This is a genomic window from Enterobacter sp. 725m/11 (assembly GCF_011683705.1).
Taxonomy (GTDB): domain Bacteria; phylum Pseudomonadota; class Gammaproteobacteria; order Enterobacterales; family Enterobacteriaceae; genus Enterobacter; species Enterobacter bugandensis.
Genome location: NZ_JAAQOK010000027.1, coordinates 47,769 through 69,969, shown reverse-complemented (window position 1 = coordinate 69,969; position 22,201 = coordinate 47,769). Strand labels below are relative to the sequence as shown.

Sequence of the window (22,201 nt, the reverse complement as noted above, 5' to 3'; positions counted from 1 at the left end):
TCCGTCGTCGGCAGCGTCAGATGTGTATAAGAGACAGATTAACGTTATTTGTCCAAGTTTGTGCAAATTTATTTTTTATTACCCATAAATATCAACAATTTGAGATCACAATCACTTGACGGTTTTGTAGGCCGGGTAAGGTGTAGCCGCCACCCGGCTTTCACTTTCAGGTTATCCTTAAGGCAAATTCAGCCGTCATCTTCCAGGCTTATCCTTTTTATTCATAAGGATGCCTGACATGAAACGTTTCTTTCTCTCCCTATTCTCAAGCCCGGAATCCTTACTGCAGGTGATGAGTCAGCAGGAAATTATTGAAGCCGTGGAAGATGGCGATCGCATCATTATCGACCAGGACGGGAACGCCTCGGTGAACTACAAGAGCAACGAGGTGCGGCAGGACTTTCTGCGTCACGTCAACACGCTGAAGAGGGCCTGATATGGGAACGGCGATATTTATGGTGCTGATGGTCTGCGGGTACTGGTACACCAGCCGCGACCTGTCGACCCGCTTTAAAATCAAGCGTTCCTTCGGCTGGGACGTCTATTTTCTCGTCGCGCTTTACGGCTGTATTTTCGTTTTGCAAGGTGTAATCGCCACGGGATTGCTCTGGCTGCTGCTGTTCGCCCTTTCCGCCGCCAACAACGCTTTTCACTTTGCCTCACCGAAATACACCGACTGGCAAATCGACTTTATGAACTGGAGTTTTTTAGGCATTCAGGCGCCGGTGGTCGTGATGCTGGCGTTTGCCATTCTGTTTTGCCTCTACCGCTCTAACTGGGCAGGCAGCGCCAGGCTGGACGGCGAGAGCCGGAAAAAGCTCTACAAACGGCTTGCGCAGGCGAGCGGGATTGAACAACTGCTCTATCAGTGTATGGAGCAAGGCGAGCTGGCGCAGGTCACACTCCGGTCGCGGCGGATTTACGTCGGTATGATCCACACCGCGACGCTGGAATATGAAAAAACGGCCAATATCGTGCTGATCCCAATGTTGAGCGGGTACCGGGATGCGAAGACGATGAATCTGCGTATCGAGAATAATTACAGCAGGTGGTATGCGGAGCATGACATCACGCTCGACTCTGAACCCCGCAGCGCTATGTCATTCCGCAAGGTGATTTTGCTTAATCAGATTGAGAGCATATCGCTGTTCGACCCCGCCAGCGCCAGCGCGCTGTCGCTGGCACAGCGGGACGAGAGCCAGACGTCCCCATAATTTTGAGTACGCTCTGCTGGGAAGCGTGCACGACGAAAGGCGAATGACACATCATTTACGGTGATGTTCACGGTTGCGCATTCTGATAAAGATCCCAGCGGTTGCCGTAAATATCTTCAAAAGCCACTACCGTCCCGTACTCTTCCTCACGAGGTTCTTCGCAGAAATGAACGCCTTTTGCTTTCATGGCATGGTAATCGCGCCAAAAGTCATCCGTCTGAAGGAACAGGAAAACTCTTCCGCCGCTTTGATTACCGATAAAACCTTCCTGCCTTTCGTTGGAGGCACGAGCCAGCAGGATATTGCAGTCGCTTTCCGGGTTGGGTGAGACCACTACCCAGCGTTTCCCCGGTTGGGGCGTATCCTCTACGAGGGTAAAACCCAGCCTGTCGGTGTAGTATTCAATGGCGCGATCGTAGTCATCAACCACGATAGCCACGCATCCCAGGCATCGTTTCTGCGTTCTCATATTTTTCGTTTCCTTTGGATAAATAGCTTACCGATTCGGTGAGTCGATATTCCAGCTACCGTAATACTTGCGGCAGATTCAGGACTTATTTCTGACCGGTGAACGCCTCTAACCCACTTTTTAACACATTTATTACCGTCTCTGAATCCATGCCCATTTGTGCATGAATAATGGCGCCGTCAATAAGCAGCGTGATTTCTTTGACGACGCGCTCATCAGCGATCTTCGTCAGCGACGCAATCATATTTTTAGTTTCGATTTTATGATCGCGGCATATCGCTTTTATTTCGTTTTCTATATCTTCGGATTTGGCTTCTGCGCTGGCATTAATAAACGCGCAGCCGTGGAACTCGGGCGAAATAAACCATTCATAAAGGGTTGCAGATATCGCATCAGAAGGTATTTCGCCTTCATCAAGATGTCGACGCAGCGTGGTCTCAAACCAGTTAATCCATATTTCATGTCGATAGTGCAGGTAGGCGAGAATAAGTAAACTTTTACTCGGAAAATGGCGATAAAACGTCACCTTGGTCACCTTCGCCTCTTTAATCAGCGTATCCACCCCTGTCGCCCTGAAGCCATTGGAATAAAACAGATCGTGCGCCGTCAGTAATATTTTATCCCTGACGCTGATTTTTGCTTCGTTGCCTGCGTGCTCGGTTTTCACTTTTCGGTAGCCTCAAAACGGATGTTGACAGCGTTATTTTTCAGGCATAGATTAGCGCAAGTAGACAGACCTGTCTACTTCATCATACAGAGGTAATCGCCATGAACACACGCCCACCCTTACCGCCCTTCACACGTGAAAGCGCCATCGAAAAAGTCAGACTGGCAGAAGACGGCTGGAATAGCCGCGACCCGGCGAAGGTCGCGCTGGCCTATACGCAGGATACTCAATGGCGCAACCGCGCGGAGTTCGCCACCAACCGTGAAGAGGCGCAGGCGTTTCTGGAGCGGAAATGGAAAAAAGAGCTCGATTATCGTTTGATTAAAGAGCTTTGGGCGTTTACGGATAACCGCATCGCCGTTCGCTATGCCTATGAATGGCATGATGATTCCGGCAACTGGTTCCGCTCGTACGGCAATGAAAACTGGGAGTTTGAACCGGACGGACTGATGAAGCGCCGTTTTGCCTGCGTTAACGATATGCCGATAAAAGAATCCGAGCGACTGTTCCACTGGCCGTTGGGTAGACGCCCGGACGATCATCCCTCATTGAGCGATCTGGGGTTATAGTTTTGTCACCAAAATCAGAGATAGCGCGCATTTCGGTGACCACCTCAGGACTACCCTATGAGCGGTTTTCAGGAGGAACAAAATATGAAAAAGCTTCTGATATGTTGTTTGTTCGGTAATACCGCAAACGCTCTTGCCAAAAAAATGCAGTCTCTGGCAGAACAAGAAAGCTATCCACTGATGATTAGCGCCGTTGGGCTGGATAACTTCGCCAGCGTCGCCCCCGCTTTCGACGGTTTTCTTATCGCGCCGCACATTCAGTACAAACTCGACGAGATACACGCAACGGTGGGCAATACACGTTCAATCGCTATCATTGAGAGTCTTCCCTACGCGTCTCTGGACGCGAAGAAGGTGTTGAATTTCGTAAAGGAGCAAATGCCTGAACTGGCTGCCTGACAGACAAGGCCGCATCGCTATTGCGGCCTCCTCGTCCCCGCAGACAGATAGATGCCATAGCGCGCGAAAAACAGTGATACACTTACCCCACCTGGTTGATCGTCCCGTCTGAACGGCTCACGACGAAAACGGATGTAACCAAAATACGAAATGGTCACTCGTTGTCAATCGTAGCTCGTCACGCTAAGCTTACATAATGACTAAAACTATGAACGCCCCATCAATACGTGGTCCACTTGACCATTCTGTCAGAGAGCAAATCGTCGAAGCGGCCTTTGAGCACTTCGGTCACTACGGCTATGAAAAAACCACCGTCGCCGAGCTGGCGAAATCTATCGGTTTTTCAAAATCCTACATTTATAAGTTCTTCGATTCCAAGCAAGCTATCGGCGAGGTGATCTGCGCTAACCGCCTGGAGCTGATCATGACGGCCGTGCTTTCCGCCATTGCGGATGCGCCGTCAGCCAGCGAAAAAATCCGCCGTCTCTTCAAAGCACTTACCGAGGCCGGAAGCGAGCTGTTTTTCCACGATCGCAAGCTCTACGACATCGCCGCCGTCGCGTCACGGGAGAAGTGGCCTTCGACGGAAAGGTATACCGAAAGCCTCCTGAAGCTGATTGAGAGCATCATTATCGAAGGCAGACAGGCTGGAGAGTTCGAAAGGAAGACGCCGCTGGATGAGGTCACCTGCGCCGTTTACATGGTGATGTGCCCTTACATTAACCCCGTTCAGCTGCAGTACAACCTTGAAACTGCCCCAACGGCAGCGGTACTCCTCTCCTCACTGATTTTAAGAAGCCTGGCCCCCTGATTAGTGACCATTGACTTTATTGGTCACTAATCACAGAATGCGGAAACTGTCCTGTTACTTCAAAAGGGTTTCCCATGCTCAGGCTCACTTCAGCCCGCCTTGCCATATGTCTTCTGCCGTTTGCCCTCGCGGCATGCGGCGATATTTCCGCGAGTGACGATCCGCGCACCAGGCCACCGCTTGTCAGATCCGCCTCCGTCGAGATGGCGAATCCAGCCGCTCGCACCTTTACGGGCGTGGTGGTGGCAAGAACGCAAAGCGACCTGGGCTTCAGGGTTCAGGGTAAAATCCTCGAACGTCTGGTGGATACCGGGCAGACTGTCAAACAGGGCCAGCCCTTACTGCGTCTGGATCCGGTTGATCTGAAATTACAGGCTCAGGCGCAGCAGCGCGCGGTGGATGCTGCCCAGGCGCGGGCGAGAAAAGCCACCAGCGATGAGGCGCGTTATCGCGGTCTGGTGGCATCCGGCGCGGTGTCCGCCGCGGAGTACGATCAGATTAAATCGGCGGCCGATACGGCCAGGGCGGATCTCAGCGCCGCCCGGGCGCAGGCCAACGTGGCGCAAAACGCCACGGGCTATGCCGTCCTGCTGGCGGATTCAGACGGCGTGGTGATGGAGACGCTTGCCGAACCCGGTCAGGTGGTCAGCGCCGGGCAGGTGGCGATCCGCCTTGCCAGAGCGGGACAGCGCGAAGCGCTCGTGCAGCTTCCGGAGACGCTGCGCCCTGCCGTCGGCAGCGAAGCACGAGCCACGCTTTATGGCCGTGAACAACACCCGGTCACCGCCACGTTGCGCCTGCTGTCTGACTCCGCGGATGCCACAACCCGGACGTATGAAGCACGCTACGTGCTGGCTGGCCAGCTGGCGAACGCGCCGCTGGGGGCGACCGTCACGCTCAGCCTTGAAGACCCGAAAGCGGAAGGTCAGGCCATGCAGGTCCCGCTGGCCTCACTCTACGATGCGGGTAAAGGGCCCGGCGTCTGGCGCATTTCCGCCCAGCCGGCAAAGGTCACATGGACGCCAGTCAGGGTGCAGAGCGTGGGCGAAGATGCGGTCCAGATCACGGGCGGCGTGAAGCCCGGGGAGAAGATTGTTGCGTTAGGTGCCCATCTTTTGCACGAAGGTGAAGTTGTCAGGCTGGCAGAACAACGCCATGCCGCTCCGGCGGAGAACGCGCCATGAGCCAAAGTCGCTTCAACCTGTCCGCGCTGGCCGTCCGCGAGCGTTCCGTCACGCTGTTTCTGATCGTTCTGGTGACCATTGCCGGTATTTACGCTTTTTTTGGACTGGGACGCGCGGAAGATCCGCCCTTCACCGTGAAGCAGATGACGGCGATTGCCGTCTGGCCGGGCGCAACCGCGCAGGAGATCCAGGATCAGGTGGCCGAACCGCTGGAAAAGCGCCTGCAGGAACTCAAATGGTATGACCGTACGGAAACCTATACCCGCCCCGGCATGGCGTATATCACCCTGTCACTGCAGGACAAAACCCCGCCTTCTGAGGTGCAGGAGGAGTTCTATCAGGCGCGTAAAAAGCTTGGGGATGAATCCCAGCGTCTCCCGGCGGGCGTCATCGGCCCGATGATCAATGACGAATTCTCGGATGTCACCTTTGCCCTCTTTGCTCTGAAAGCAAAAGGCGAACCGCAGCGGCAGCTGGTACGCGATGCCGAAGGCCTGCGCCAGCAGCTTCTGCACGTTCCAGGGGTCAAAAAAGTGAATATCATCGGTGAACAGGCCGAGCGGATTTATATCGCCTTCTCCCATGATCGTCTGGCGACGATGGGCCTCTCACCGCAGGATATTTTCAATGCCCTCAACGACCAGAATGCCCTGGCCGCGGCGGGCGCCATTGAGACCCGGGGCGCGCAGATTTTTATCCGCCTGGACGGCGCGTTCGATGAACTGCAGAAAATCCGCGATACGCCTTTAGTCGCTCAGGGCAAAACGCTCACGCTGTCGGATGTGGCAACGGTTGAACGAGGCTATGAAGATCCCCCGACGATGCTGATACGCAATCAGCATGAACCCGCCCTGCTGCTGGGTGTTGTCATGCGTGAGGGCTGGAATGGCCTGGCGCTGGGTAAAGAGCTGGATGCGGAGACGGCGAAAATCAATGATAGCCTGCCGCTTGGCATGACCCTGACCAAGGTCACCGACCAGTCCGTGAATATCCGCTCGTCGGTCGATGAGTTTATGATCAAATTCTTCGTCGCCCTGCTCGTGGTTATGGTGGTCTGTTTTATCAGCATGGGCTGGCGCGTGGGCGTGGTGGTCGCGGCGGCGGTCCCGCTGACGCTGGCGGTCGTCTTCGTGGTGATGGAGGCCGCGGGAATAAACTTTGACCGCGTCACGCTGGGCTCCCTGATCCTCGCCCTCGGCCTGCTGGTTGACGATGCCATTATCGCCATCGAAATGATGGTGGTGAAGATGGAGGAAGGTTACGACAGAATCAAAGCCTCAGCCTACGCCTGGAGCCACACCGCCGCGCCGATGCTGGCCGGTACCCTGGTGACGGCGATTGGCTTTATGCCGAATGGGTTTGCCCAGTCGACAGCCGGGGAATACACCAGCAATATGTTCTGGATTGTCGGCCTCGCTCTGATTGCCTCATGGTTTGTTGCGGTGGTGTTCACGCCGTATCTGGGGGTGAAGATCCTGCCGGTGATCCCCAAAGTGGAAGGCGGCCATGCCGCCATCTATAACACGCCTCGCTATAACCGTTTTCGCCAGCTGCTTGGCCGCGTTATCGCCAGAAAATGGCGTGTGGCCGGGTCCGTGGTCGCCATTTTCATTCTGGCCGTGCTCGGCATGGGGCTGGTAAAAAAACAGTTCTTCCCGACCTCCGATCGCCCGGAAGTGCTGGTTGAAGTACAGATGCCTTATGGTACCTCGATTGCGCAAACCAGCGCCGCTACCGCAAAAATAGAAGCGTGGCTGGGCAAGCAGCCAGAAGCCAAAATCGTCACGGCCTATATTGGTCAGGGCTCGCCCCGTTTCTATCTGGCAATGGCCCCCGAGCTGCCCGATCCCTCTTTTGCGAAAATCGTGATCCTGACGGACAGCGAGACGTCACGCGAGGCGCTCAAGTTCAGGCTCAGGGAGGCCGTCGCCAGCGGCCTTGCGCCAGAAGCCCGCGTGCGGGTGACGCAGCTGGTGTTTGGCCCCTACTCGCCTTTCCCGGTTGCCTGGCGCGTGTCAGGGCCGGATGTCAAACAGGTGCAGGACATCGCCGAACGGGTGAAAGCCGTGCTTCAGGCAAGCCCGATGATGCGAACCGTTAACACCGACTGGGGCTCGCGCGTTCCGGTGCTCCATTTCACCCTCGATCAGAACCGCCTGCAGGCGACCGGCTTAACTTCCAGCGCCGTTGCCAGGCAGCTTCAGTTCCTGCTCTCAGGCGTGCCTGTCACCTCCGTGCGGGAAGATATTCGATCGGTAGAGGTCGTTGCCCGCGCGGCGGGTGATATCCGCCTTGACCCGGCAAAAATCGAAGGATTTACCCTGGTCGGCAATGCGGGACAGCGCGTGCCACTGTCTCAAATTGGCAAGATAGAGGTCGGTATGGAAGACCCGGTCCTTCGCCGTCGCGATCGCACCCCCACGATTACCGTACGGGGCGATATCGCCGACAATCTTCAGCCGCCGGACGTGTCGGTCGCCATCATGAAGCAGCTCCAGCCGATCGTTGATACGCTGCCGGCCGGCTACCGCATTGACATGGCGGGGTCGATTGAGGAGTCAGGCAAAGCCACGCAGGCCATGTTACCGCTGTTCCCGATCATGATTGCCCTGACGCTGCTGATCATCATTTTGCAGGTGCGCTCACTCTCCGCGATGGTCATGGTGTTCTTAACCGCGCCGCTGGGGCTGATTGGCGTTGTGCCGACCCTGCTGATATTTAATCAGCCGTTTGGCATCAACGCGCTGGTCGGCCTGATCGCCCTTTCTGGCATTCTGATGCGCAATACGCTGATCCTGATCGGTCAAATCGATCATAACCAGAGGGACGGCCTCGATCCGTTCCAGGCGGTGGTCGAGGCGACGGTACAGCGAGCGCGGCCGGTCTTACTCACCGCCATGGCGGCCGTGCTGGCGTTCATTCCCCTGACGCATTCGGTATTCTGGGGCACGCTGGCCTGGACGCTGATCGGCGGCACGCTGGGCGGGACGATCATTACGCTCGTCTTCCTGCCCGCGATGTATGCGATCTGGTTCCGGATCCGCCCGGCTGAACAACGTGTGCAGCATGCCACGGAAAACGTGTAAACTACCATCAGTAGATAACTGACCTGAGGCAAGCATGGTTGTTAAGCGCTTAAGAAAAGAGGACCGCCGCGTGCAGCTGCTGGAGGTTGCGCGAGGGATCGTGCGTCAGCAAGGCACGGAGGCGTTGACCCTTGGCTATCTGGCAGAACGGGCCAACGTGACCAAGCCTATCCCCTACGACCACTTTGGCGATCGTGAAGGGCTATTGATGGCGCTGTACCAGGACTATAGCGATCGGCAGCTGGCGAAATTCAGGGAGACGCTGGCGGTGGACAGCAAAACGCTGGAGAAGACGATCCGCTTTTTCAGCGCGGCCTATATCGACTGTGCCATTGCCGCCGGACCTGAAACCGGGCCAATCGTCGCGGCGCTGTCCGGTTCTCGCGCGCTGCAGACGTTTCGGGAAGCATGCGTGGCCGAATGCGCCGACTGCCTGCGCACCGCGCTTTCTCCTTTTATCGTCTTAAAAGGCGTTCAGGGAGAAGCGGTACTGACGGCCATCATTGGCGCGGCGGAGGCGCTCAGCACCTCGGCGGGCAACGGCGTGCTCGCCCGGAATGTGGCAGAAGATATGCTCTGCGGCGTCATGACCGGGGTGCTGGAGACCTACGTGAATAGCACAAAATGATCGCCGGGGGCGGATTGACACCTAAGTTACCAATAGTAATATAGGCATCACTTCTCCCCCATCTGGAGGTCGCTATGTCTGCAACCCATGCCATTAAAAACGCGCTGATCGTGACGGCACACCCGATCGACAATTCGTTATCCCATACGCTGGCAGCCCGTATTGCCGGGAAATTACGCGAGGAAGGTACGCAGGTTGAGATCGCCGATCTGCATGCTGAAGGGTTTAACCCGGCGATGACCCGCGCCGATCTCGATTTGTATCACGGCGATCCGAGCGCCCTCCCCGACGATATTCTGCGCGAGCAAAAGCGCGTCGAGCGCGCGGATATGCTGGTATTCGTCTTCCCGGTGTACTGGTGGTCGGTTCCCGCGCTGTTGAAAGGCTGGTTCGATCGCGTGTTAACCCTGAACTGGGCGTATAAGGTGGCCGACGACGGCCGGATTGTGGGCAACTTACGTGATGTTCCCGTCCGCCTGATTGCCACCGGCGGTAGCGATCTTACCGGCTTCGACAAACACGGCTATTCGACGGCGATTCAGACGCAGATAATCGAAGGGGTATTTGGCTTCTGCGGGTTGAAGAACGTTAAGCTCGAAATCCTTTACCAGGCAGACACGGCTACGCCTGAGCAGGTTGAGGAATTCCTGCAAAGACTCGGCGACATCCAGTAAACCATACGGTGCTGGCGCGCTTTTCTGCGCGCCGGGAACACTACAGGAAAATTACAGGGTAAAACGCCTATCACCCACCTGCGCCTGGGCGTACCATTTCATCAACTCTACAGTACCTGGCGCGTTCTCAGCAGGCGACCACGGGGCGGTATCGTGCTCAGGCACGGGCTGATACGCCCCGTGTTTTACCTCAAAAATGACGCCGCCTTTATCCAGCGACAGCACGGCATGCCAGGTTCCGGCATCCATCTCCAGGACTTTACACTCTTCGCCTAACACCACGCGCCGGGTCACGTTTCCGCTGTCGTCAAAATTCAGCACCAGAAAGCGGCCGCTCAGCGCCGTCAGCAGTTCAAACGTGTGCGGATGGCGATGGGGGCGGACATAGGTACCGGGTTCCATTGCAATGGCCAGGCGCTGCACCGGGTCGCTCAGGTCAGGGTGTAAATTCCGGTGCGCGCGTAAGCGAGGAGAATGTGCGGCCTGCTCGCTTTGCTGCTGCAGGTCGCTGAAAGAAATTTGTTTCATATACACCTATAGGAATGTGGGCTGTCTGCGGCAACCCGGTTGCCGCAGGACGTTATACCATCCTGCACGGTCGATGAGCGATGGGATTTGTGAAACAAATCGCTGCACGCTCTCCCAGGCGCAACATTGAGTAATACTCACATTGATTCCCAGTATTTGTCGTTTTCCAAAAATGACTGCCCTGAAATACCATCCACTCACCCCTGGTACAGAATAAATAATGACACGCCTGTATGGAGCACTTATGACACTCGATGTTTTATTTCTTGTAATGAATATTATCTCGCCTCATAAATTTAGCGCCAATGCCAATGTGCACGAGTTGATAACGTTACTTTCAACAGAACAGGAAAGCGCTGAAGTGCTTTCACCTTTCATCCATCGCCTGCATCTGCTCTCTTTCGCCCAAAGCAATCCGGGTAACGCCGAAGAGTTGCTCTCAGCACATTTGCCCGAAGACGACGGGATCCTTCCGGTTCTGGACTTCGCGGACTGGCCAAGAGTGCGTTACGCCGCTTCAGGCGAAGTTCAGACGCGTGAATCGGAGGAGTACTTCCGTGAAATGACATCGGCTACCAATCTGTTACGTTCTGCGCTGATCGAAGCTGAACGCGCAAAGGGGACGCCAGCGCTTTATATACTGGATAAATTACTCAACCTGAACAGCGCCCTGCCGGAAAGATATAAAAAGATGGCAAATATTCCCTACGCATAAATACGTTCACTATGCGGAATATCTCCCTGTAAATATTCCGCTATTTATTAAATCTGCTTTTCCTTGAAATCAAGACAGACAATATCCAAAGAAGGCACCACTGGCGCATTAAGGTTAAGCCAGGCCAGCAACCGTTCAATACTCTGTCCTCTGAGCGAATTTTTCGGCCAGACAAGATAGTAACCGTCCCCTGTTGCTATCGCCTCCCGGAAGGGCAGCGCGAGCAGCCCGCTTTTCAGCGCGTCGAGCGTGAGCCGGAGATCGGCCATCGCCACGCCGTGTCCGTGCATGGCCGCAAGGCTTCCCTGCTCCAGGGTGTCGAACACGATCCCACCGCTCATGTCGAGGCCGGGAAATAAGCCCGTCCTTTTCAGCCAGCGCTTCCAGTCCCGTCGGTCCGGTGACGGATGAATAAGATCGCATTCTGGAAGCTGATGCCGGGCAGGCTCGAGCAAAGACGGCGTACAAACCGGAATAAGCCATTCACTGAACAGTAGCCTGCTCTCCGTTGACTCGCCGAAATAGCCGTTACCGAGGAGGATCGCACAATCGTAGGGCTCGCGGCTGAAGTCAACCGTGTCGAAGTCCATCCAGACGCTGGCGATTTCGATTTTCGGCTTCGCATGATTCTCCCGAAAGGATTTAAGCACATTGAGAAGCCATCGCATCGTCAGGGTGCTGGGGGCTTTGAGGCGCAGAAGATGGTTTTCACTCTTGAATGCGCGACAGGCCCACTCAATATTCGAGAAACTTTCGCTAAGCTGCCCGGCCAGAATACGCCCGGCGTCGCTGACTTCCACTCTCGGTCCCTGCCGTTTAAACAGCTCGCAGTCGAACCACATCTCAAGCGTGCGGACATGCCTGCTGACCGCCCCCGGCGTGATATTCAGGACTTCAGCCGCTTTGCTGAACGAGTTCAGCCGTGCGGCAACTTCGAACGCGCGCAGCGCATACAGTGGCGGTAAAGACATACATTCCCTTTTTGGAAGGTGTAATCATACAGTTTTTGTATTATCGGCACACGATGACGTCAGCCAACATTTTTTATCGCCGAGGCGTCCAGCTGAGGCATGCCGATGATCCTGGCCTGGGTGGTGATGAAGATAGCTACTTTGAGATAATCTCTGTTCAGACTGACGGAAAAGAGGATGTTTAAAGTGCTGGCTTATATCACGATTGGGACAAATGACTTTCAGCGCGCCGTGAACTTTTATGACGCTATTTTTAACGTGCTGGGCTATACACGTCTGCCCGCCTGGACTGATAGCTGGGCAATGTGGGGAAACGAAAATCATCCGGATGACGAATTTAGCTTCTGCATTTGTCCTCCTTTTGACCAGCAACCCGCGACGGCGGGAAACGGGACAATGTTCGCTTTCAGAGCAGATAACGCGGACATTGTCAGACGCTTCCATGCAGCGGGCCTCCGTGCGGGTGGGAAAAATGAAGGCGTGCCCGGTACACGAACCGCCTACGGCCCCGACTTTTATGTTGCCTATCTGCGCGATCCTGACGGGCATAAACTGGCGTGCGTTTGCCAGCATTATTCTCCTGATGCAGATAAGCTATCAGGCGAAGAAGAGTCACTTCAATAATAAAATTTTGCTGTAAGGACCGGTAGACACCCAGTCCTGCGGAGATCACTTCAGCTCCAGCGTGCTTATTACATGGGAAATATCCGCGATGTCGCCAGCTGACAATGGTTGCAGAGGTCGAGGCAGGCAATCCATGTCGGTAAGACCAAGCACGCCAGCCGCAGCGGCAATAACGCGAATACTTCCGCCATGTTTACGGAACAGCGACCACAATGGCTCAAGGCGGGTTGTCAGGGCTGTAACGCGTTGACGATCGTTTGCCGCCGCGGCTTCAGTGATTTGTTTCGCCATCTCAGGGAACAGACCTCCACACACGGAATACCACACTTCACAACCGGCGTTTAATCCCAGTCCCGCATAAGCGTCGCCACTGATACCGATTGTTACGCCAGGATGCAGATGTTGACGTAACCCCTTCACCCGCTCAGTTGCTGCAGCGGGGCTATTCGGGACGCCAGGGATCTTGACCGAGCGAACACCCTCAAGTGATGAGAGACGACCGTGGAGTTCATCCGTAAAGGTAAAATGCGTCGTGCCCGGATTATCATAGATACACACCGGTACAGACACGTGCCGGGTAACGGTCTCAAAGAGTGAGAAGACTTCTTCGTCACGGAGTGGCTGGTAGCTGACCGCCGGGAGTAACAGCGCATTTGCACCAGCGGCCTGTGCATCATCTGCCAGATGCAGAATGGCATCGGTACTGACCGCTCCCACACACACCATCACGGGGATGTTCCCTGCATGCTGTTTGGCCAGCGTTGCTACGCGCTTGCGCTGCTCCCGGGTCAGATAGGCGTAGCTTCCGGTTGACCCCAGGATGCCCATAGAATCAACCCGAGCGTCTGTAAGACGGGAAAGGATATGGCTGAAACCCTTTTCATCCACGCCGCTGGCGGTGACTGGGGTTAATGGAAATGCCGACAAGCCGGTAAACATACATGTTTCTCCTGAAGGATATTACTGCTGTTGTTCTTCTATGAGAGCAACGTCAAACCACAGACCGGGCATCATTTTTTCCAGGCCGTCGGTCAGCATTTTTCCGGCTTCGTGAAGCGTCTCCAGCGGCATCTGCGGGAGACTCTCCAGAATGAACCACATTTGCTGCGCTTCCACGCCTAAGCGGGTTCTGATCCCCTGTCGCCAGTTCCAGCGACGGCAGGTCACGCCGATATCATCACACCAGATAACCTCACCTTGTGAAGGATACTCAACGGTGGTCTCTCCCTCTTTGACCGTATCAAAAGGCTCTCTTCCTTTGGCCACAGTCAGACGCGGCGCCCCCTGATAGGCAGAGAGATCCTCTCCACCAACCGGAACGGCATAGCGGAGACTGACGGCATTATAAAGATCAACGACAGGATCGAGCGCTGGCATCGTTCCGTCACGTAAGACGCGCTTGCGTAACGCATCCGCTGAGCAAGGGGTGCGTTTAGGTTTAGCCCCAAATTTTTGAAAAACGTCGGCCCATGCCGCCAGATGAGATTCCGCCCAGGCAGGCTCACCGGCCAGAACCGCCTCACAGGCTTCTCGCAGCGCCGTTTCTCCAGTGCCGGGATTAAGCACTGGCGCAGCTTTTACGCGGATACTGAGCGCCCGAAAACCGGGAGCAATACGATAAATTTCAGGAGAAATTGACGGAGATACTGTTAACACGTGATAATCCTGTAATGACCAATTTATTCCATGATAATGACCAATGACCAAAAAAGTCAATTTAATGACCGATGCAAATTCGATCGCCAGCTCCGTGAATGAAGCCGTTTCGCAGCGAATTAAACTGTATCGTAAGCAAAAGAAAATCTCCCTGGATGAACTCTCGCGTCAGGCGGGTGTAAGTAAGGGAGCGTTGGTTGAGATAGAGGGATGCCGGGCGAATCCCAGCATTGCCCTGTTATGTCGCCTGGCTGCCGCGATGGGGGTTTCGGTGGCTGATTTTGTGGATGTCAGTGCCAAACCGACCGTGCATCTCATTGCTGAAGATGAGATCCCAGAATTGTGGCAAGGTGAAACAGGCGGGAGAGCGAGATTGCTCGCAGGGTCGGGTGGCCCTGATATGACCGAGCTCTGGATGTGGGAAATGCAGCCCGGGGAAAAGTTTGCGTCACCCGGCCACGCGGAAGGAACGCTTGAACTGTTTTATGTTCAGTCGGGCACGCTCACACTCGGCGTACAGGATCACGTGTATCAGATAAAAACTGGCTGTTCGGCAACTGCCAGAACGGACCTTCCTCATTTCTATGAAAACCGGGAGAAGAACCCATTGGTATTCATCATGACAGTGCATGAGAAAGCGTCCTGAGTTGTAGCCCGGTATGCCAGCAGGGCTTGCCTCATTAAAGCAATTTACAATTTATTCACATAACTGCCTTTGTCTAATTGATTGGCGCAAAGTAAGGGGGTAACATCCACTCTTTCGGATAAAGAAAATGTCTGTTACTGATTCTCTCCTTGCCTTCTCTCTCGCTGCACTACTGCTCACCCTCACTCCGGGCCTGGATACGGCACTCATTCTACGAACGGCAGGTGCTGAAGGTGGAAAGAAAGCTTTTCAGGCAGCTCTTGGAATTGATACTGGCTGTTTTATCTGGGGCGCACTTGTTGCGCTGGGACTGGGAGCGCTGCTGGCGGTGTCAGAGCTCGCTTATACCATGCTGAAAATTTGTGGTGCGACTTACCTTTGCTGGCTGGGTTTGCAACTGCTGAGGCGGCCACGTTCATCTTTCAATCACGGCGATGGCGTTAATCCTTCAGCCGGGAACTGGTTTATAAAAGGAATGCTGGGAAATGTACTCAATCCTAAAATGGGTATTTTCTATGTCTCTTTTTTACCTCAATTCATACCTGCCGGGCATTCCCCTTTTGTATGGACTTTTATACTTGTCAGCATTCATGTCGCAATAGGGACAATGTGGTCAGTCACGCTCATTTTATCCACGCACTTTGCATCAGCCATACTGAAGAAAAGCAGTGTTATCAGGGGAATGGACAGAGCTACAGGAGGATTGTTTTTGTGCTTTGCGGCTAAACTAGCACTCAGCACAAGATAACCTGATTAACGCTAACACAGCTCAGAACGTCCGCTGTGGTCACATAACTGATGTTATGAACGGTGCCCTGTGAAGCTTTTGAAATCAAGCCGATAATACGAAGGCGGCTGTCCCGTGACACGGCGGAACATCGTGGAGAAAGATGATGCATTGTCGTATCCGAGAGTGAGTGCCACTTCATTCACCGGTTTACCTGTTATCAGCAACGTCAGCGCACTGACGACACAGGCTCGCTGTCGCCATGCAGAAAATGACATGCCGGTTTGCCGTAAGAAAAGTCGACGAAAGGTACTGGCGCTCATAAACAGCGTACTGGCCCAGCGCTCAGCAGGATCATGGATTGAGGGGTTAAGTAAAAACGCCTGACAAAGAGCCAACAGAGCCGGATGTTGTGGCAGCGGAATATCGAATTCGCGAACCGGCATTTCCGCCAGTTCCAGTAACAGCAGATTTACCAGTGCACGGTCGCGTGCGCTGTCATACATCAGCGGCAAATCCACAGCATCAAGCAACAACTGACGTAACAATGGCGATACGCTGATCACCTTACAGTGTCGATACTTAATCGATCCCGTCACGCATGTTGGTTCAATATATAAGCTACGCGTGGTCACACCTACAAACCGGACAGCGTGAGGGGTTTCGGGTGGGATCCATACTGCATGTTGTGGGGGAACAACCCACTCTCCGTTACAGGTTGAGACGTACATGAGACCCGTTGCGCCATACAGCAGCTGCGCGCGGCGATGTTGGTGTTGTGGCAGTATAAATCCCTGCGCATAGTCATTGCCTAACGCCACCACTTCACGATCGAGCTTATCGACATCTTCAATTTTTACGTTGCGCACACCGGTCTCCGTCTGAACGATTTACAAAGGTAATTGAGCGCTGCGCAAATGGGAAGCAGGATGCTACCGGTATAAGCTGCTCGCTCATTTTCAGGTCGGGGATATTCTTTTGAACGATATCGCAATTATTGCACTGGCAGGCTTTACTACCGGTATCACCACGGTGCTCTTTGGTTTTGGGGGCGGTTTTGTCGTGGTGCCATTTGTTTATCAACTGATGCTGCGGCAGTCTGAGCTGGCAGGAAACGCCATGCATATCGCGGTTGCTACCTCAACGGCGGTGATGATATTTAACGCGGGCTGGGTCAGCTACCGAAACTGGCGCGCCGGCAAACTTTCAGCGCAGACATTGTTCCCATTATTATGGTTTATCGCCATCGGGGCTGTCGTGGGTTCCTGTCTGGCGGGAGTCTTCAGCGAGAATATTGTTCGCGCACTGTTCATTCTTTATATGCTGGTAACCATTGGCGATTGTTTGTTGCGCAAAGGTTTTTTTAGCCGCAGTTCCCCGCGTCGCTTGTCACTTTCTGTGGTAACGGGCGGCGGAGTGATCATCGGCATGATAGCCGCATTGCTGGGCGTGGGTGGCAGCGTGATGACAGTGCCATTATTACGGCGACACGGCTATGCGATGGGTGAATGTATTAGCGCTTCTAACCCGCTTTCTCTGCCTGTCGCGCTGTGTGGTGCCGTGACGTATGCAGTCATTGGTTGGCAAAATATTCCGGTGAGTGGATTTCTCGGTTTTATCAGCCTGAAAATTTTAGGCCTGTTGGTACTGACGGGCTGGGCTGGAATAGTTTTTAGCCGTCGGGTTATACCTGCTTTACCTGACATATGGCACGCGCGAATCTATGTAATACTGCTGTGCCTGGTGCTACTGGCGATGCTGCTCCAGTAAACCCATCCATCGCGGCGACTACTGGGCTACCTGTACCAACGTCCGCTCCTGGCACAGAGCGGACATAATGAATTTCGGCTATACCCGGCAAATGGATGGCTCTGGCGACAAAAACACTCACCTTCCCAGTGCCGCAACAATTGCCCCCTCCATTTTCTCTGGCGTCGTCATCGGTGCAAAACGCTTGAGCGGCTTTCCGTCGCGTCCGACCAGGAACTTGGTAAAGTTCCACTTGATCCGCCCACCCAGCACGCCAGGCAATTCGCTTTTCAGATAACGAAAAATCGGATGTGCTGCGGCGCCATTGACCTCAACTTTCCCGAACATGGGAAAACTGACGCCGTAGTTAATGTAACAGGTCTTTGAGATTTCATCGGCGTCGCCGGGTTCCTGTTTACCAAACTGGTTGCAGGGGAAGCCCAGCACCACTAACCCTTGTTCGGCGTATTTCTTGTATAGCGCTTCGAGACCCGCATACTGGGGCGTAAAGCCGCACTGGCTGGCGGTGTTGACGACCAAAACCACCTTCCCCGCATAGTCGGCCATTGAGATAAGACTGCCATCCAGGCGGGTGGCGGTAAGCTGATGAAAGCGTGTCATGCTGAAATCCTCAAAGCAGGCCGAAAAGCTGCTATGACCACCCACGCGGCGGCCTCCGTACAGAAAGTTTACATTCAAACAGGCTAAGTGTGATACATTCCCGCCGCGCCAATGACCACCACACTCGCTATCAGGTATGCAGAACATCACAAAAAAAATTCGCTGGCTTCTGCTTGCTATCCCATTACTCAGCGGTTGTGGCACGCTCTCGCAAATGTCCTCCCCGGAAGGTACCCAGGAACTCCTCACCCATGAATCGCTGGATGGCGACGTTGACAGCGTGGTGCGCCACTACATGGCGCAAAAGTCCGTTCCAGGAATGACGGTCGCGGTAATCCATAATCACGGCTCGCCTCAGTTTTACACCTGGGGCGTTACCGATGCGGTCAACCGCTACCCGGTCAGGCCCGATACCCTGTTTGCGCTCGGCTCGCTCAGCAAAGGGATCACGGCGGAAGTGGTGGCCTGTCTGGTGAGTGAGGGGCAACTGAACTGGAACGACAGCCTGGCGACATTGCTACCGCCGGGAACGCCGCTAAGTAAGGATGCACAAAAAATCACCCTGCTGGAGCTGGTAACCCACACCTCCGGCCTTCCGCGCCAAAATATGGATGTTCCGATGCTCGGAAAATTCATCCGCTACTTAGGCACGGGTGATAATTTCTACGGTGAACTGGACAGCGATAATGTGCTGCGTTATCTGGCGAACTGGCGCGCGCCGAGAAATAAAACGCCGCAATACTCCAATACCGGCTACGCCCTGATTGGCTATATCCTGAAGCACAAAACCGGCGAAGATATTCAGAGTTTAGCCTCGCGCTATATTTTCCGTCCGCTGCATATGGCTAACAGCAGCTTTACGCCCCAGAAGCTCAAAGGATACCCACAGCGGGCGCTTGGCCACGCGGGCGATCAGCCAAAATTCATCCCGCGCGGGCAGCTGACGCCAGACTGGCATTTTTCCAACAACATGGTGGCGGCGGCAAGCCTTTACAGTAACGCCGAAGATCTGGCGGCCTATGCCTGCTATCACGTCTCTACGACCCACAATCCCTTGCTGGACAGCGTCTTTGACGAAGTCAGAAATACCGATATTCAACGCCCCGACGGGGTGCAGGGCATTGCCTGGACCACCGACTTTATCGGTCTGGAAAAAATCACCTATCAGGTCGGCTATATCGGTGGCTACTCCAGCTTCATCGGCTATGACAAAGAGAAAGGCAATGCGGTGGTGGTGCTGCAGAATATCTTTAACTGGAGCAACTATATTGGCATCGCGCTACTGATGGATATGGCGAAAAAAGACGGCCTTACCCCTACATCGCCGACTTCGGCCTTAAGTTCTCGTCAAACGCCAGCCGTTTCCGGTCAGGCTCAGCCTCGCGCAGCGGCTCAACCTGGTGCATAGTTAGCTTGCAGCGCTCCACCAGCACCTGATACTCCCGCGTGCCCTGCCGCTTCCACGCCATCTCCTGCTCGCTCAGCTCGCGAATCGCTTTCGCCGGGCTGCCAATAATCAAGTGGTTGGCAGGCATCTCCGCTTTCGCCTTCACGAACGCCGCCGCGCCGACGATGCTGTTTTCACCGATCACTGCCCCGTCCATCACCACGGCGTTCATACCCACCAGCGCGTTGCGGCGGATGATGCAGCCGTGCAGGATGGCGCTGTGGCCGATATGCCCCTCTTCCTCCACCACCGTGTCCTGCTCCGGGAAACCGTGCATCACGCAATTATCCTGAATGTTCGCACCATCTTTTACCACGATACGGCCAAAATCACCGCGCAGGCTGGCATTAGGACCAACATAAACGCCTTTACCCAGAATTACGTCGCCAATCAGCACCGCCGTTGGGTGAACATAGCTTTCGTCAGGTACCACCGGCGTCAGACCGTCAATTTGATAAACTGGCATTTTCACTCCTTATGCGCTTGTAAGACCACCAAAGCGTTGATAGTAGAGCGTGCCGGGCACGGGCAGTTCACCCACGGAGGTTTCGCCCTTCTCGCTGACAAACGCCAGCGCCCCCGGCGCGACGCGCTGATAGATATTAATGCAGAGCTGTCGGGCGCTTTGCCCCGCCCAGTGCGCGGGCAGTAACTCCTCCGGCAACAGTGGGTCTTTCAGCACCACGCGGCGATAAAAGTGAATCAGCAGCAGCTGGATCTGGAAGCAGCGCTCCGGCGTCAGCTCCTCCGGCGCGGCCTCCTTCAGCAGCGGCAGGAGCGGGCGGAACGAGTTGATAAACGACTCGTACATCGCGTTTTGCTCGGTTAACTGCCAGCACTCTTCCACCCGCGAACGCAGCGCGGCGCGGGAGAGCGCCAGCGGCGAGTGGGCTTCAAAGAAGATCACGTTTTCCGCCACGCCGGCATCGTGAAGCAGGGACTGCACGTCCGCCAGATGCTGCGACGGCGAGGCCATCAGGCTCGGTGCCAGCGTGCCAAATCCTTGCCAGATGAGCTGTTTTTTCACATCCGCGAGCGTAGTTTTATCCAGCCCTTCGGAGAGCAGCAGCAGCCATTTGCCGTCCCAGGCGGGCAGCTCTGAGCGATAAATCTTATTCTCCGCGCGACGCGTCAGCCGCAGCCCCTTATCGCTCAGGCGGTAAAAGCTTCGCCGCCCGATGCGGGAGACGTCCAGCCAGCCCTCTTTGTTGAGGCGAAACAGCGCGGTGCGCACGAAGCGCTCGCCAAATCCCATGCCTTCCAGTAAGGCGGCCAGGCTGCCGAGCCAAATCTCGCCGCCGCGGTGGGAAAGCGCGTCACCGTATAAAGAGGAGATAAGTGACGTTCCGCTGACGGGAACCGAGCTGACCGCGTGCTGGATAAAGGCGTCGAGTTTATTCATGTGATTCATTCTTTTGTTATTTTTGTCCTGGATGAATCATAGCATAAGCCCCTCACCCTGGCCCTCTCCCTAAAGGGGAGAGGGCCAGGTGTTTTAACCGTTCGCCGCCGCTTTACGCAGATCAAACACCCGGCAGGCTTTCCCCTCCGAGCGCGGGATGCTGCCGCAGTTCACAATCATCACGTCGGTGGAAATCCCGACCATCGACTTTATGCGGTGGCGCAGCTGGTGGCACACCTGGCAACGCTGTTCGTGCGTCAGCGTTAAGCTGCTCTCTTTCAGCTCCACCTTCACGGAAAGTGAATCAAGATGCCCACGACGATTCACCTCCAGCTGATAGTGCGGAGAAAGGTGTTCGAACTTCACGATCTCCTCTTCCAGCTGCGACGGGAAAACGTTGACGCCGCGGATGATCAGCATATCGTCGCTGCGGCCGCTGATCCGGTCCATACGGCGCATGCTGCGAGCGGTTGCCGGCAGCAGACGCGTCAGGTCGCGGGTGCGGTAGCGGATCACCGGCAGCGCCTCTTTGGTCAGCGTGGTGAACAGCAGTTCGCCCTGCTGACCGTCATCCAGCGGCGTGCCGTCGTTCGGGTTGACGATCTCCGGGTAGAAATGATCTTCCCAGATGGTTGGGCCGTCGGCGGTTTCGATACACTCCATCGCCACGCCCGGCCCCATCACCTCGGAGAGGCCATAAATATCCAGCGCCGTAATGCCTAAGCGTTTTTCGATTTCGCGACGCATGGCCTGCGTCCACGGCTCCGCGCCGAAAACGCCAACGCGCAGTGAGCAGGTGCTGGCGTCGCCGCCCATCTGGCGCTCCAGCTCCTCAATCAGGTTGAGACAGTAGGATGGCGTCACCATAATCATGTCCGGCTGGAAATCACGGATCAGCTGCGCCTGTTTCTCTGTCTGGCCGCCGGACATCGGGATCACCGTCGCCCCCAAACGCTCGGCGCCGTAGTGCGCGCCCAGCCCGCCGGTAAACAGGCCATAGCCATAGGCCACGTGAATTTTGTCCTTCGCGCTGCCGCCCGCCGCGCGCAGGGAGCGCGCCACCAGGTTGGCCCAGTTGTCGATGTCGCCCTGCGTGTAGCCGACAACCGTCGGCTTGCCGGTGGTGCCGGATGACGCGTGAATGCGCACCACCTGCTCCATCGGCACGGCAAAGGTATCAAACGGGTAGTTATCCCGCAGGTCCTGCTTGGTGGTGCACGGGAATTTACGGATATCCGCCAGCTCGTTGAAATCGTCAGGGTGAACGCCCGCGGCGTCAAACTTGCGTTTGTACATCGGCACGTTGTTATAGGCGTGGTGCAGCGTCCATTTCAGACGCGCGGTCTGCAGCGCCTGCAGTTCGTCAAGGGACGCAGTTTCGATCGGATCAAGCTTTGTTGTATTTGTCATCGCA

Annotated in this window: 26 protein-coding genes; 15 read left to right on the top strand and 11 right to left on the bottom strand. The window is 55.2% G+C overall.

The genetic code is table 11. The features are described from left to right. Positions 1 to 238 precede the first annotated feature (238 nt). Together HBA26_RS13465 and HBA26_RS13460 are read left to right on the top strand one after the other, a co-directional pair. Positions 239 to 436, top strand: coding sequence for a hypothetical protein (locus HBA26_RS13465; RefSeq protein WP_024908361.1), 198 nt, complete (start codon positions 239 to 241; stop codon positions 434 to 436). A gap of 1 nt (position 437) precedes the next feature. Continuing rightward, a complete protein-coding gene (locus HBA26_RS13460) occupies positions 438 to 1,214 on the top strand; it encodes a hypothetical protein (protein ID WP_045261405.1) in 777 nt (258 codons plus the stop codon). 67 nt (positions 1,215 to 1,281) lie between these two features. Here HBA26_RS13460 and HBA26_RS13455 read toward each other — a convergent pair whose 3' ends face one another. Beyond that, positions 1,282 to 1,683 (bottom strand): VOC family protein, encoded by a 402-nt coding sequence (locus HBA26_RS13455; RefSeq protein ID WP_126346071.1) that lies wholly within the window; start codon positions 1,681 to 1,683, stop codon positions 1,282 to 1,284. An 85-nt stretch (positions 1,684 to 1,768) separates the two neighbouring features. Continuing rightward, the gene (locus HBA26_RS13450) at positions 1,769 to 2,350 is read right to left on the bottom strand and encodes a TetR/AcrR family transcriptional regulator (protein ID WP_166720921.1); all 582 of its coding nucleotides are present in this window, start codon (positions 2,348 to 2,350) and stop codon (positions 1,769 to 1,771) included. 101 nt (positions 2,351 to 2,451) lie between these two features. Here HBA26_RS13450 and HBA26_RS13445 point away from each other — a divergent pair, with 101 nt between their 5' ends. From HBA26_RS13445 to HBA26_RS13415, 7 genes are all read left to right on the top strand, one after another. Continuing rightward, entirely contained in the window at positions 2,452 to 2,919 is a 468-nt protein-coding gene (locus HBA26_RS13445) for a nuclear transport factor 2 family protein (protein ID WP_126346069.1), read from the top strand. A gap of 84 nt (positions 2,920 to 3,003) precedes the next feature. Further along, positions 3,004 to 3,318: a PTS cellobiose transporter subunit IIB gene (locus tag HBA26_RS13440; RefSeq protein WP_063437355.1), complete on the top strand. Its 315-nt coding sequence runs from the start codon at positions 3,004 to 3,006 to the stop codon at positions 3,316 to 3,318. Positions 3,319 to 3,514: 196 nt separating this feature from the next. After that, complete coding sequence (locus HBA26_RS13435) at positions 3,515 to 4,129, top strand: TetR/AcrR family transcriptional regulator (RefSeq protein ID WP_047368492.1); 615 nt, start codon at positions 3,515 to 3,517, stop codon at positions 4,127 to 4,129. A 74-nt stretch (positions 4,130 to 4,203) separates the two neighbouring features. Then, entirely contained in the window at positions 4,204 to 5,313 is a 1,110-nt protein-coding gene (locus HBA26_RS13430) for an efflux RND transporter periplasmic adaptor subunit (protein ID WP_126346068.1), read from the top strand. Continuing rightward, complete coding sequence (locus tag HBA26_RS13425; protein WP_126346067.1) at positions 5,310 to 8,399, top strand: efflux RND transporter permease subunit; 3,090 nt, start codon at positions 5,310 to 5,312, stop codon at positions 8,397 to 8,399. Before HBA26_RS13430 ends, HBA26_RS13425 begins: the two co-directional genes overlap by 4 nt. 34 nt (positions 8,400 to 8,433) lie before the next feature. Beyond that, the gene (locus HBA26_RS13420) at positions 8,434 to 9,027 is read left to right on the top strand and encodes a TetR/AcrR family transcriptional regulator (RefSeq protein WP_048959103.1); all 594 of its coding nucleotides are present in this window, start codon (positions 8,434 to 8,436) and stop codon (positions 9,025 to 9,027) included. Positions 9,028 to 9,101: 74 nt separating this feature from the next. Beyond that, positions 9,102 to 9,701 carry an NAD(P)H-dependent oxidoreductase gene (locus HBA26_RS13415; RefSeq protein ID WP_126346066.1) on the top strand — a complete coding sequence of 200 codons (600 nt, stop codon included), beginning with the start codon at positions 9,102 to 9,104 and terminating at the stop codon, positions 9,699 to 9,701. 51 nt (positions 9,702 to 9,752) lie between these two features. On the opposite strand, the gene HBA26_RS13410 is transcribed toward HBA26_RS13415, so the two are convergent. Further along, positions 9,753 to 10,229, bottom strand: a complete 477-nt coding sequence (locus HBA26_RS13410; protein ID WP_126346065.1) for a WbuC family cupin fold metalloprotein — start codon at positions 10,227 to 10,229, stop codon at positions 9,753 to 9,755. Positions 10,230 to 10,473: 244 nt separating this feature from the next. On the opposite strand from HBA26_RS13410, the gene HBA26_RS13405 reads away from it, so the two are divergent. Next, a complete protein-coding gene (locus tag HBA26_RS13405) occupies positions 10,474 to 10,944 on the top strand; it encodes a hypothetical protein (protein WP_126346064.1) in 471 nt (156 codons plus the stop codon). Between the two features lie 47 nt (positions 10,945 to 10,991). Here the strand turns inward: HBA26_RS13405 and HBA26_RS13400 are convergent, their stop codons facing one another. After that, on the bottom strand, positions 10,992 to 11,915 hold the full coding sequence (locus HBA26_RS13400) for a LysR substrate-binding domain-containing protein (RefSeq protein ID WP_126346063.1): 924 nt from the start codon (positions 11,913 to 11,915) through the stop codon (positions 10,992 to 10,994). A gap of 186 nt (positions 11,916 to 12,101) precedes the next feature. Here HBA26_RS13400 and HBA26_RS13395 point away from each other — a divergent pair, with 186 nt between their 5' ends. Then, positions 12,102 to 12,539, top strand: coding sequence for a VOC family protein (locus HBA26_RS13395; RefSeq protein WP_063154467.1), 438 nt, complete (start codon positions 12,102 to 12,104; stop codon positions 12,537 to 12,539). 45 nt (positions 12,540 to 12,584) lie between these two features. Here the strand turns inward: HBA26_RS13395 and HBA26_RS13390 are convergent, their stop codons facing one another. Together HBA26_RS13390 and HBA26_RS13385 are read right to left on the bottom strand one after the other, a co-directional pair. Then, positions 12,585 to 13,478: a dihydrodipicolinate synthase family protein gene (locus tag HBA26_RS13390; protein WP_126346062.1), complete on the bottom strand. Its 894-nt coding sequence runs from the start codon at positions 13,476 to 13,478 to the stop codon at positions 12,585 to 12,587. A gap of 21 nt (positions 13,479 to 13,499) precedes the next feature. Further along, a complete protein-coding gene (locus tag HBA26_RS13385) occupies positions 13,500 to 14,195 on the bottom strand; it encodes a B3/4 domain-containing protein (RefSeq protein ID WP_126346061.1) in 696 nt (231 codons plus the stop codon). 43 nt (positions 14,196 to 14,238) lie between these two features. On the opposite strand from HBA26_RS13385, the gene HBA26_RS13380 reads away from it, so the two are divergent. Both HBA26_RS13380 and HBA26_RS13375 read left to right on the top strand, forming a co-directional pair. After that, positions 14,239 to 14,841, top strand: coding sequence for an XRE family transcriptional regulator (locus HBA26_RS13380; protein ID WP_126346060.1), 603 nt, complete (start codon positions 14,239 to 14,241; stop codon positions 14,839 to 14,841). Between the two features lie 127 nt (positions 14,842 to 14,968). Continuing rightward, the gene (locus HBA26_RS13375) at positions 14,969 to 15,589 is read left to right on the top strand and encodes a LysE family translocator (RefSeq protein WP_126346059.1); all 621 of its coding nucleotides are present in this window, start codon (positions 14,969 to 14,971) and stop codon (positions 15,587 to 15,589) included. Between the two features lie 53 nt (positions 15,590 to 15,642). Here the strand turns inward: HBA26_RS13375 and HBA26_RS13370 are convergent, their stop codons facing one another. Then, complete coding sequence (locus HBA26_RS13370) at positions 15,643 to 16,437, bottom strand: helix-turn-helix transcriptional regulator (RefSeq protein ID WP_126346058.1); 795 nt, start codon at positions 16,435 to 16,437, stop codon at positions 15,643 to 15,645. Positions 16,438 to 16,546: 109 nt separating this feature from the next. On the opposite strand from HBA26_RS13370, the gene HBA26_RS13365 reads away from it, so the two are divergent. After that, positions 16,547 to 17,338, top strand: a complete 792-nt coding sequence (locus HBA26_RS13365; protein ID WP_126346057.1) for a sulfite exporter TauE/SafE family protein — start codon at positions 16,547 to 16,549, stop codon at positions 17,336 to 17,338. Between the two features lie 117 nt (positions 17,339 to 17,455). Here the strand turns inward: HBA26_RS13365 and HBA26_RS13360 are convergent, their stop codons facing one another. After that, complete coding sequence (locus HBA26_RS13360; RefSeq protein ID WP_126346056.1) at positions 17,456 to 17,938, bottom strand: glutathione peroxidase; 483 nt, start codon at positions 17,936 to 17,938, stop codon at positions 17,456 to 17,458. A gap of 136 nt (positions 17,939 to 18,074) precedes the next feature. On the opposite strand from HBA26_RS13360, the gene HBA26_RS13355 reads away from it, so the two are divergent. After that, positions 18,075 to 19,346 carry a serine hydrolase domain-containing protein gene (locus tag HBA26_RS13355; RefSeq protein ID WP_126346055.1) on the top strand — a complete coding sequence of 424 codons (1,272 nt, stop codon included), beginning with the start codon at positions 18,075 to 18,077 and terminating at the stop codon, positions 19,344 to 19,346. On the opposite strand, the gene paaY is transcribed toward HBA26_RS13355, so the two are convergent. From paaY to paaK, 3 genes are all read right to left on the bottom strand, one after another. Continuing rightward, positions 19,255 to 19,851 carry a phenylacetic acid degradation protein PaaY gene (gene paaY / locus HBA26_RS13350; RefSeq protein WP_028013037.1) on the bottom strand — a complete coding sequence of 199 codons (597 nt, stop codon included), beginning with the start codon at positions 19,849 to 19,851 and terminating at the stop codon, positions 19,255 to 19,257. The two genes, HBA26_RS13355 and paaY, sit on opposite strands and share 92 nt — an antisense overlap. 9 nt (positions 19,852 to 19,860) lie before the next feature. After that, complete coding sequence (gene paaX, locus HBA26_RS13345; protein ID WP_126346054.1) at positions 19,861 to 20,796, bottom strand: phenylacetic acid degradation operon negative regulatory protein PaaX; 936 nt, start codon at positions 20,794 to 20,796, stop codon at positions 19,861 to 19,863. A gap of 84 nt (positions 20,797 to 20,880) precedes the next feature. After that, positions 20,881 to 22,197, bottom strand: a complete 1,317-nt coding sequence (gene paaK, locus HBA26_RS13340; protein WP_045261420.1) for a phenylacetate--CoA ligase PaaK — start codon at positions 22,195 to 22,197, stop codon at positions 20,881 to 20,883. Between the last annotated feature and the right edge of the window lie 4 nt (positions 22,198 to 22,201).

What these genes read in the sequence shown, in the direction of transcription:
- HBA26_RS13465 (WP_024908361.1), top strand. Translation starts at nt 239, where the DNA reads ATGAAACGTTTCTTTCTCTCCCTATTCTCAAGCCCGGAATCCTTACTG.
- HBA26_RS13460 (WP_045261405.1), top strand. Translation starts at nt 438, where the DNA reads ATGGGAACGGCGATATTTATGGTGCTGATGGTCTGCGGGTACTGGTAC.
- HBA26_RS13455 (WP_126346071.1), bottom strand. Translation starts at nt 1,683, where the DNA reads ATGAGAACGCAGAAACGATGCCTGGGATGCGTGGCTATCGTGGTTGAT.
- HBA26_RS13445 (WP_126346069.1), top strand. Translation starts at nt 2,452, where the DNA reads ATGAACACACGCCCACCCTTACCGCCCTTCACACGTGAAAGCGCCATC.
- HBA26_RS13440 (WP_063437355.1), top strand. Translation starts at nt 3,004, where the DNA reads ATGAAAAAGCTTCTGATATGTTGTTTGTTCGGTAATACCGCAAACGCT.
- HBA26_RS13435 (WP_047368492.1), top strand. Translation starts at nt 3,515, where the DNA reads ATGACTAAAACTATGAACGCCCCATCAATACGTGGTCCACTTGACCAT.
- HBA26_RS13430 (WP_126346068.1), top strand. Translation starts at nt 4,204, where the DNA reads ATGCTCAGGCTCACTTCAGCCCGCCTTGCCATATGTCTTCTGCCGTTT.
- HBA26_RS13425 (WP_126346067.1), top strand. Translation starts at nt 5,310, where the DNA reads ATGAGCCAAAGTCGCTTCAACCTGTCCGCGCTGGCCGTCCGCGAGCGT.
- HBA26_RS13420 (WP_048959103.1), top strand. Translation starts at nt 8,434, where the DNA reads ATGGTTGTTAAGCGCTTAAGAAAAGAGGACCGCCGCGTGCAGCTGCTG.
- HBA26_RS13415 (WP_126346066.1), top strand. Translation starts at nt 9,102, where the DNA reads ATGTCTGCAACCCATGCCATTAAAAACGCGCTGATCGTGACGGCACAC.
- HBA26_RS13410 (WP_126346065.1), bottom strand. Translation starts at nt 10,229, where the DNA reads ATGAAACAAATTTCTTTCAGCGACCTGCAGCAGCAAAGCGAGCAGGCC.
- HBA26_RS13405 (WP_126346064.1), top strand. Translation starts at nt 10,474, where the DNA reads ATGACACTCGATGTTTTATTTCTTGTAATGAATATTATCTCGCCTCAT.
- HBA26_RS13400 (WP_126346063.1), bottom strand. Translation starts at nt 11,915, where the DNA reads ATGTCTTTACCGCCACTGTATGCGCTGCGCGCGTTCGAAGTTGCCGCA.
- HBA26_RS13390 (WP_126346062.1), bottom strand. Translation starts at nt 13,478, where the DNA reads ATGTTTACCGGCTTGTCGGCATTTCCATTAACCCCAGTCACCGCCAGC.
- HBA26_RS13380 (WP_126346060.1), top strand. Translation starts at nt 14,239, where the DNA reads ATGACCAAAAAAGTCAATTTAATGACCGATGCAAATTCGATCGCCAGC.
- HBA26_RS13375 (WP_126346059.1), top strand. Translation starts at nt 14,969, where the DNA reads ATGTCTGTTACTGATTCTCTCCTTGCCTTCTCTCTCGCTGCACTACTG.
- HBA26_RS13360 (WP_126346056.1), bottom strand. Translation starts at nt 17,938, where the DNA reads ATGACACGCTTTCATCAGCTTACCGCCACCCGCCTGGATGGCAGTCTT.
- HBA26_RS13355 (WP_126346055.1), top strand. Translation starts at nt 18,075, where the DNA reads ATGCAGAACATCACAAAAAAAATTCGCTGGCTTCTGCTTGCTATCCCA.
- paaY (WP_028013037.1), bottom strand. Translation starts at nt 19,851, where the DNA reads ATGCCAGTTTATCAAATTGACGGTCTGACGCCGGTGGTACCTGACGAA.
- paaX (WP_126346054.1), bottom strand. Translation starts at nt 20,796, where the DNA reads ATGAATCACATGAATAAACTCGACGCCTTTATCCAGCACGCGGTCAGC.
- paaK (WP_045261420.1), bottom strand. Translation starts at nt 22,197, where the DNA reads ATGACAAATACAACAAAGCTTGATCCGATCGAAACTGCGTCCCTTGAC.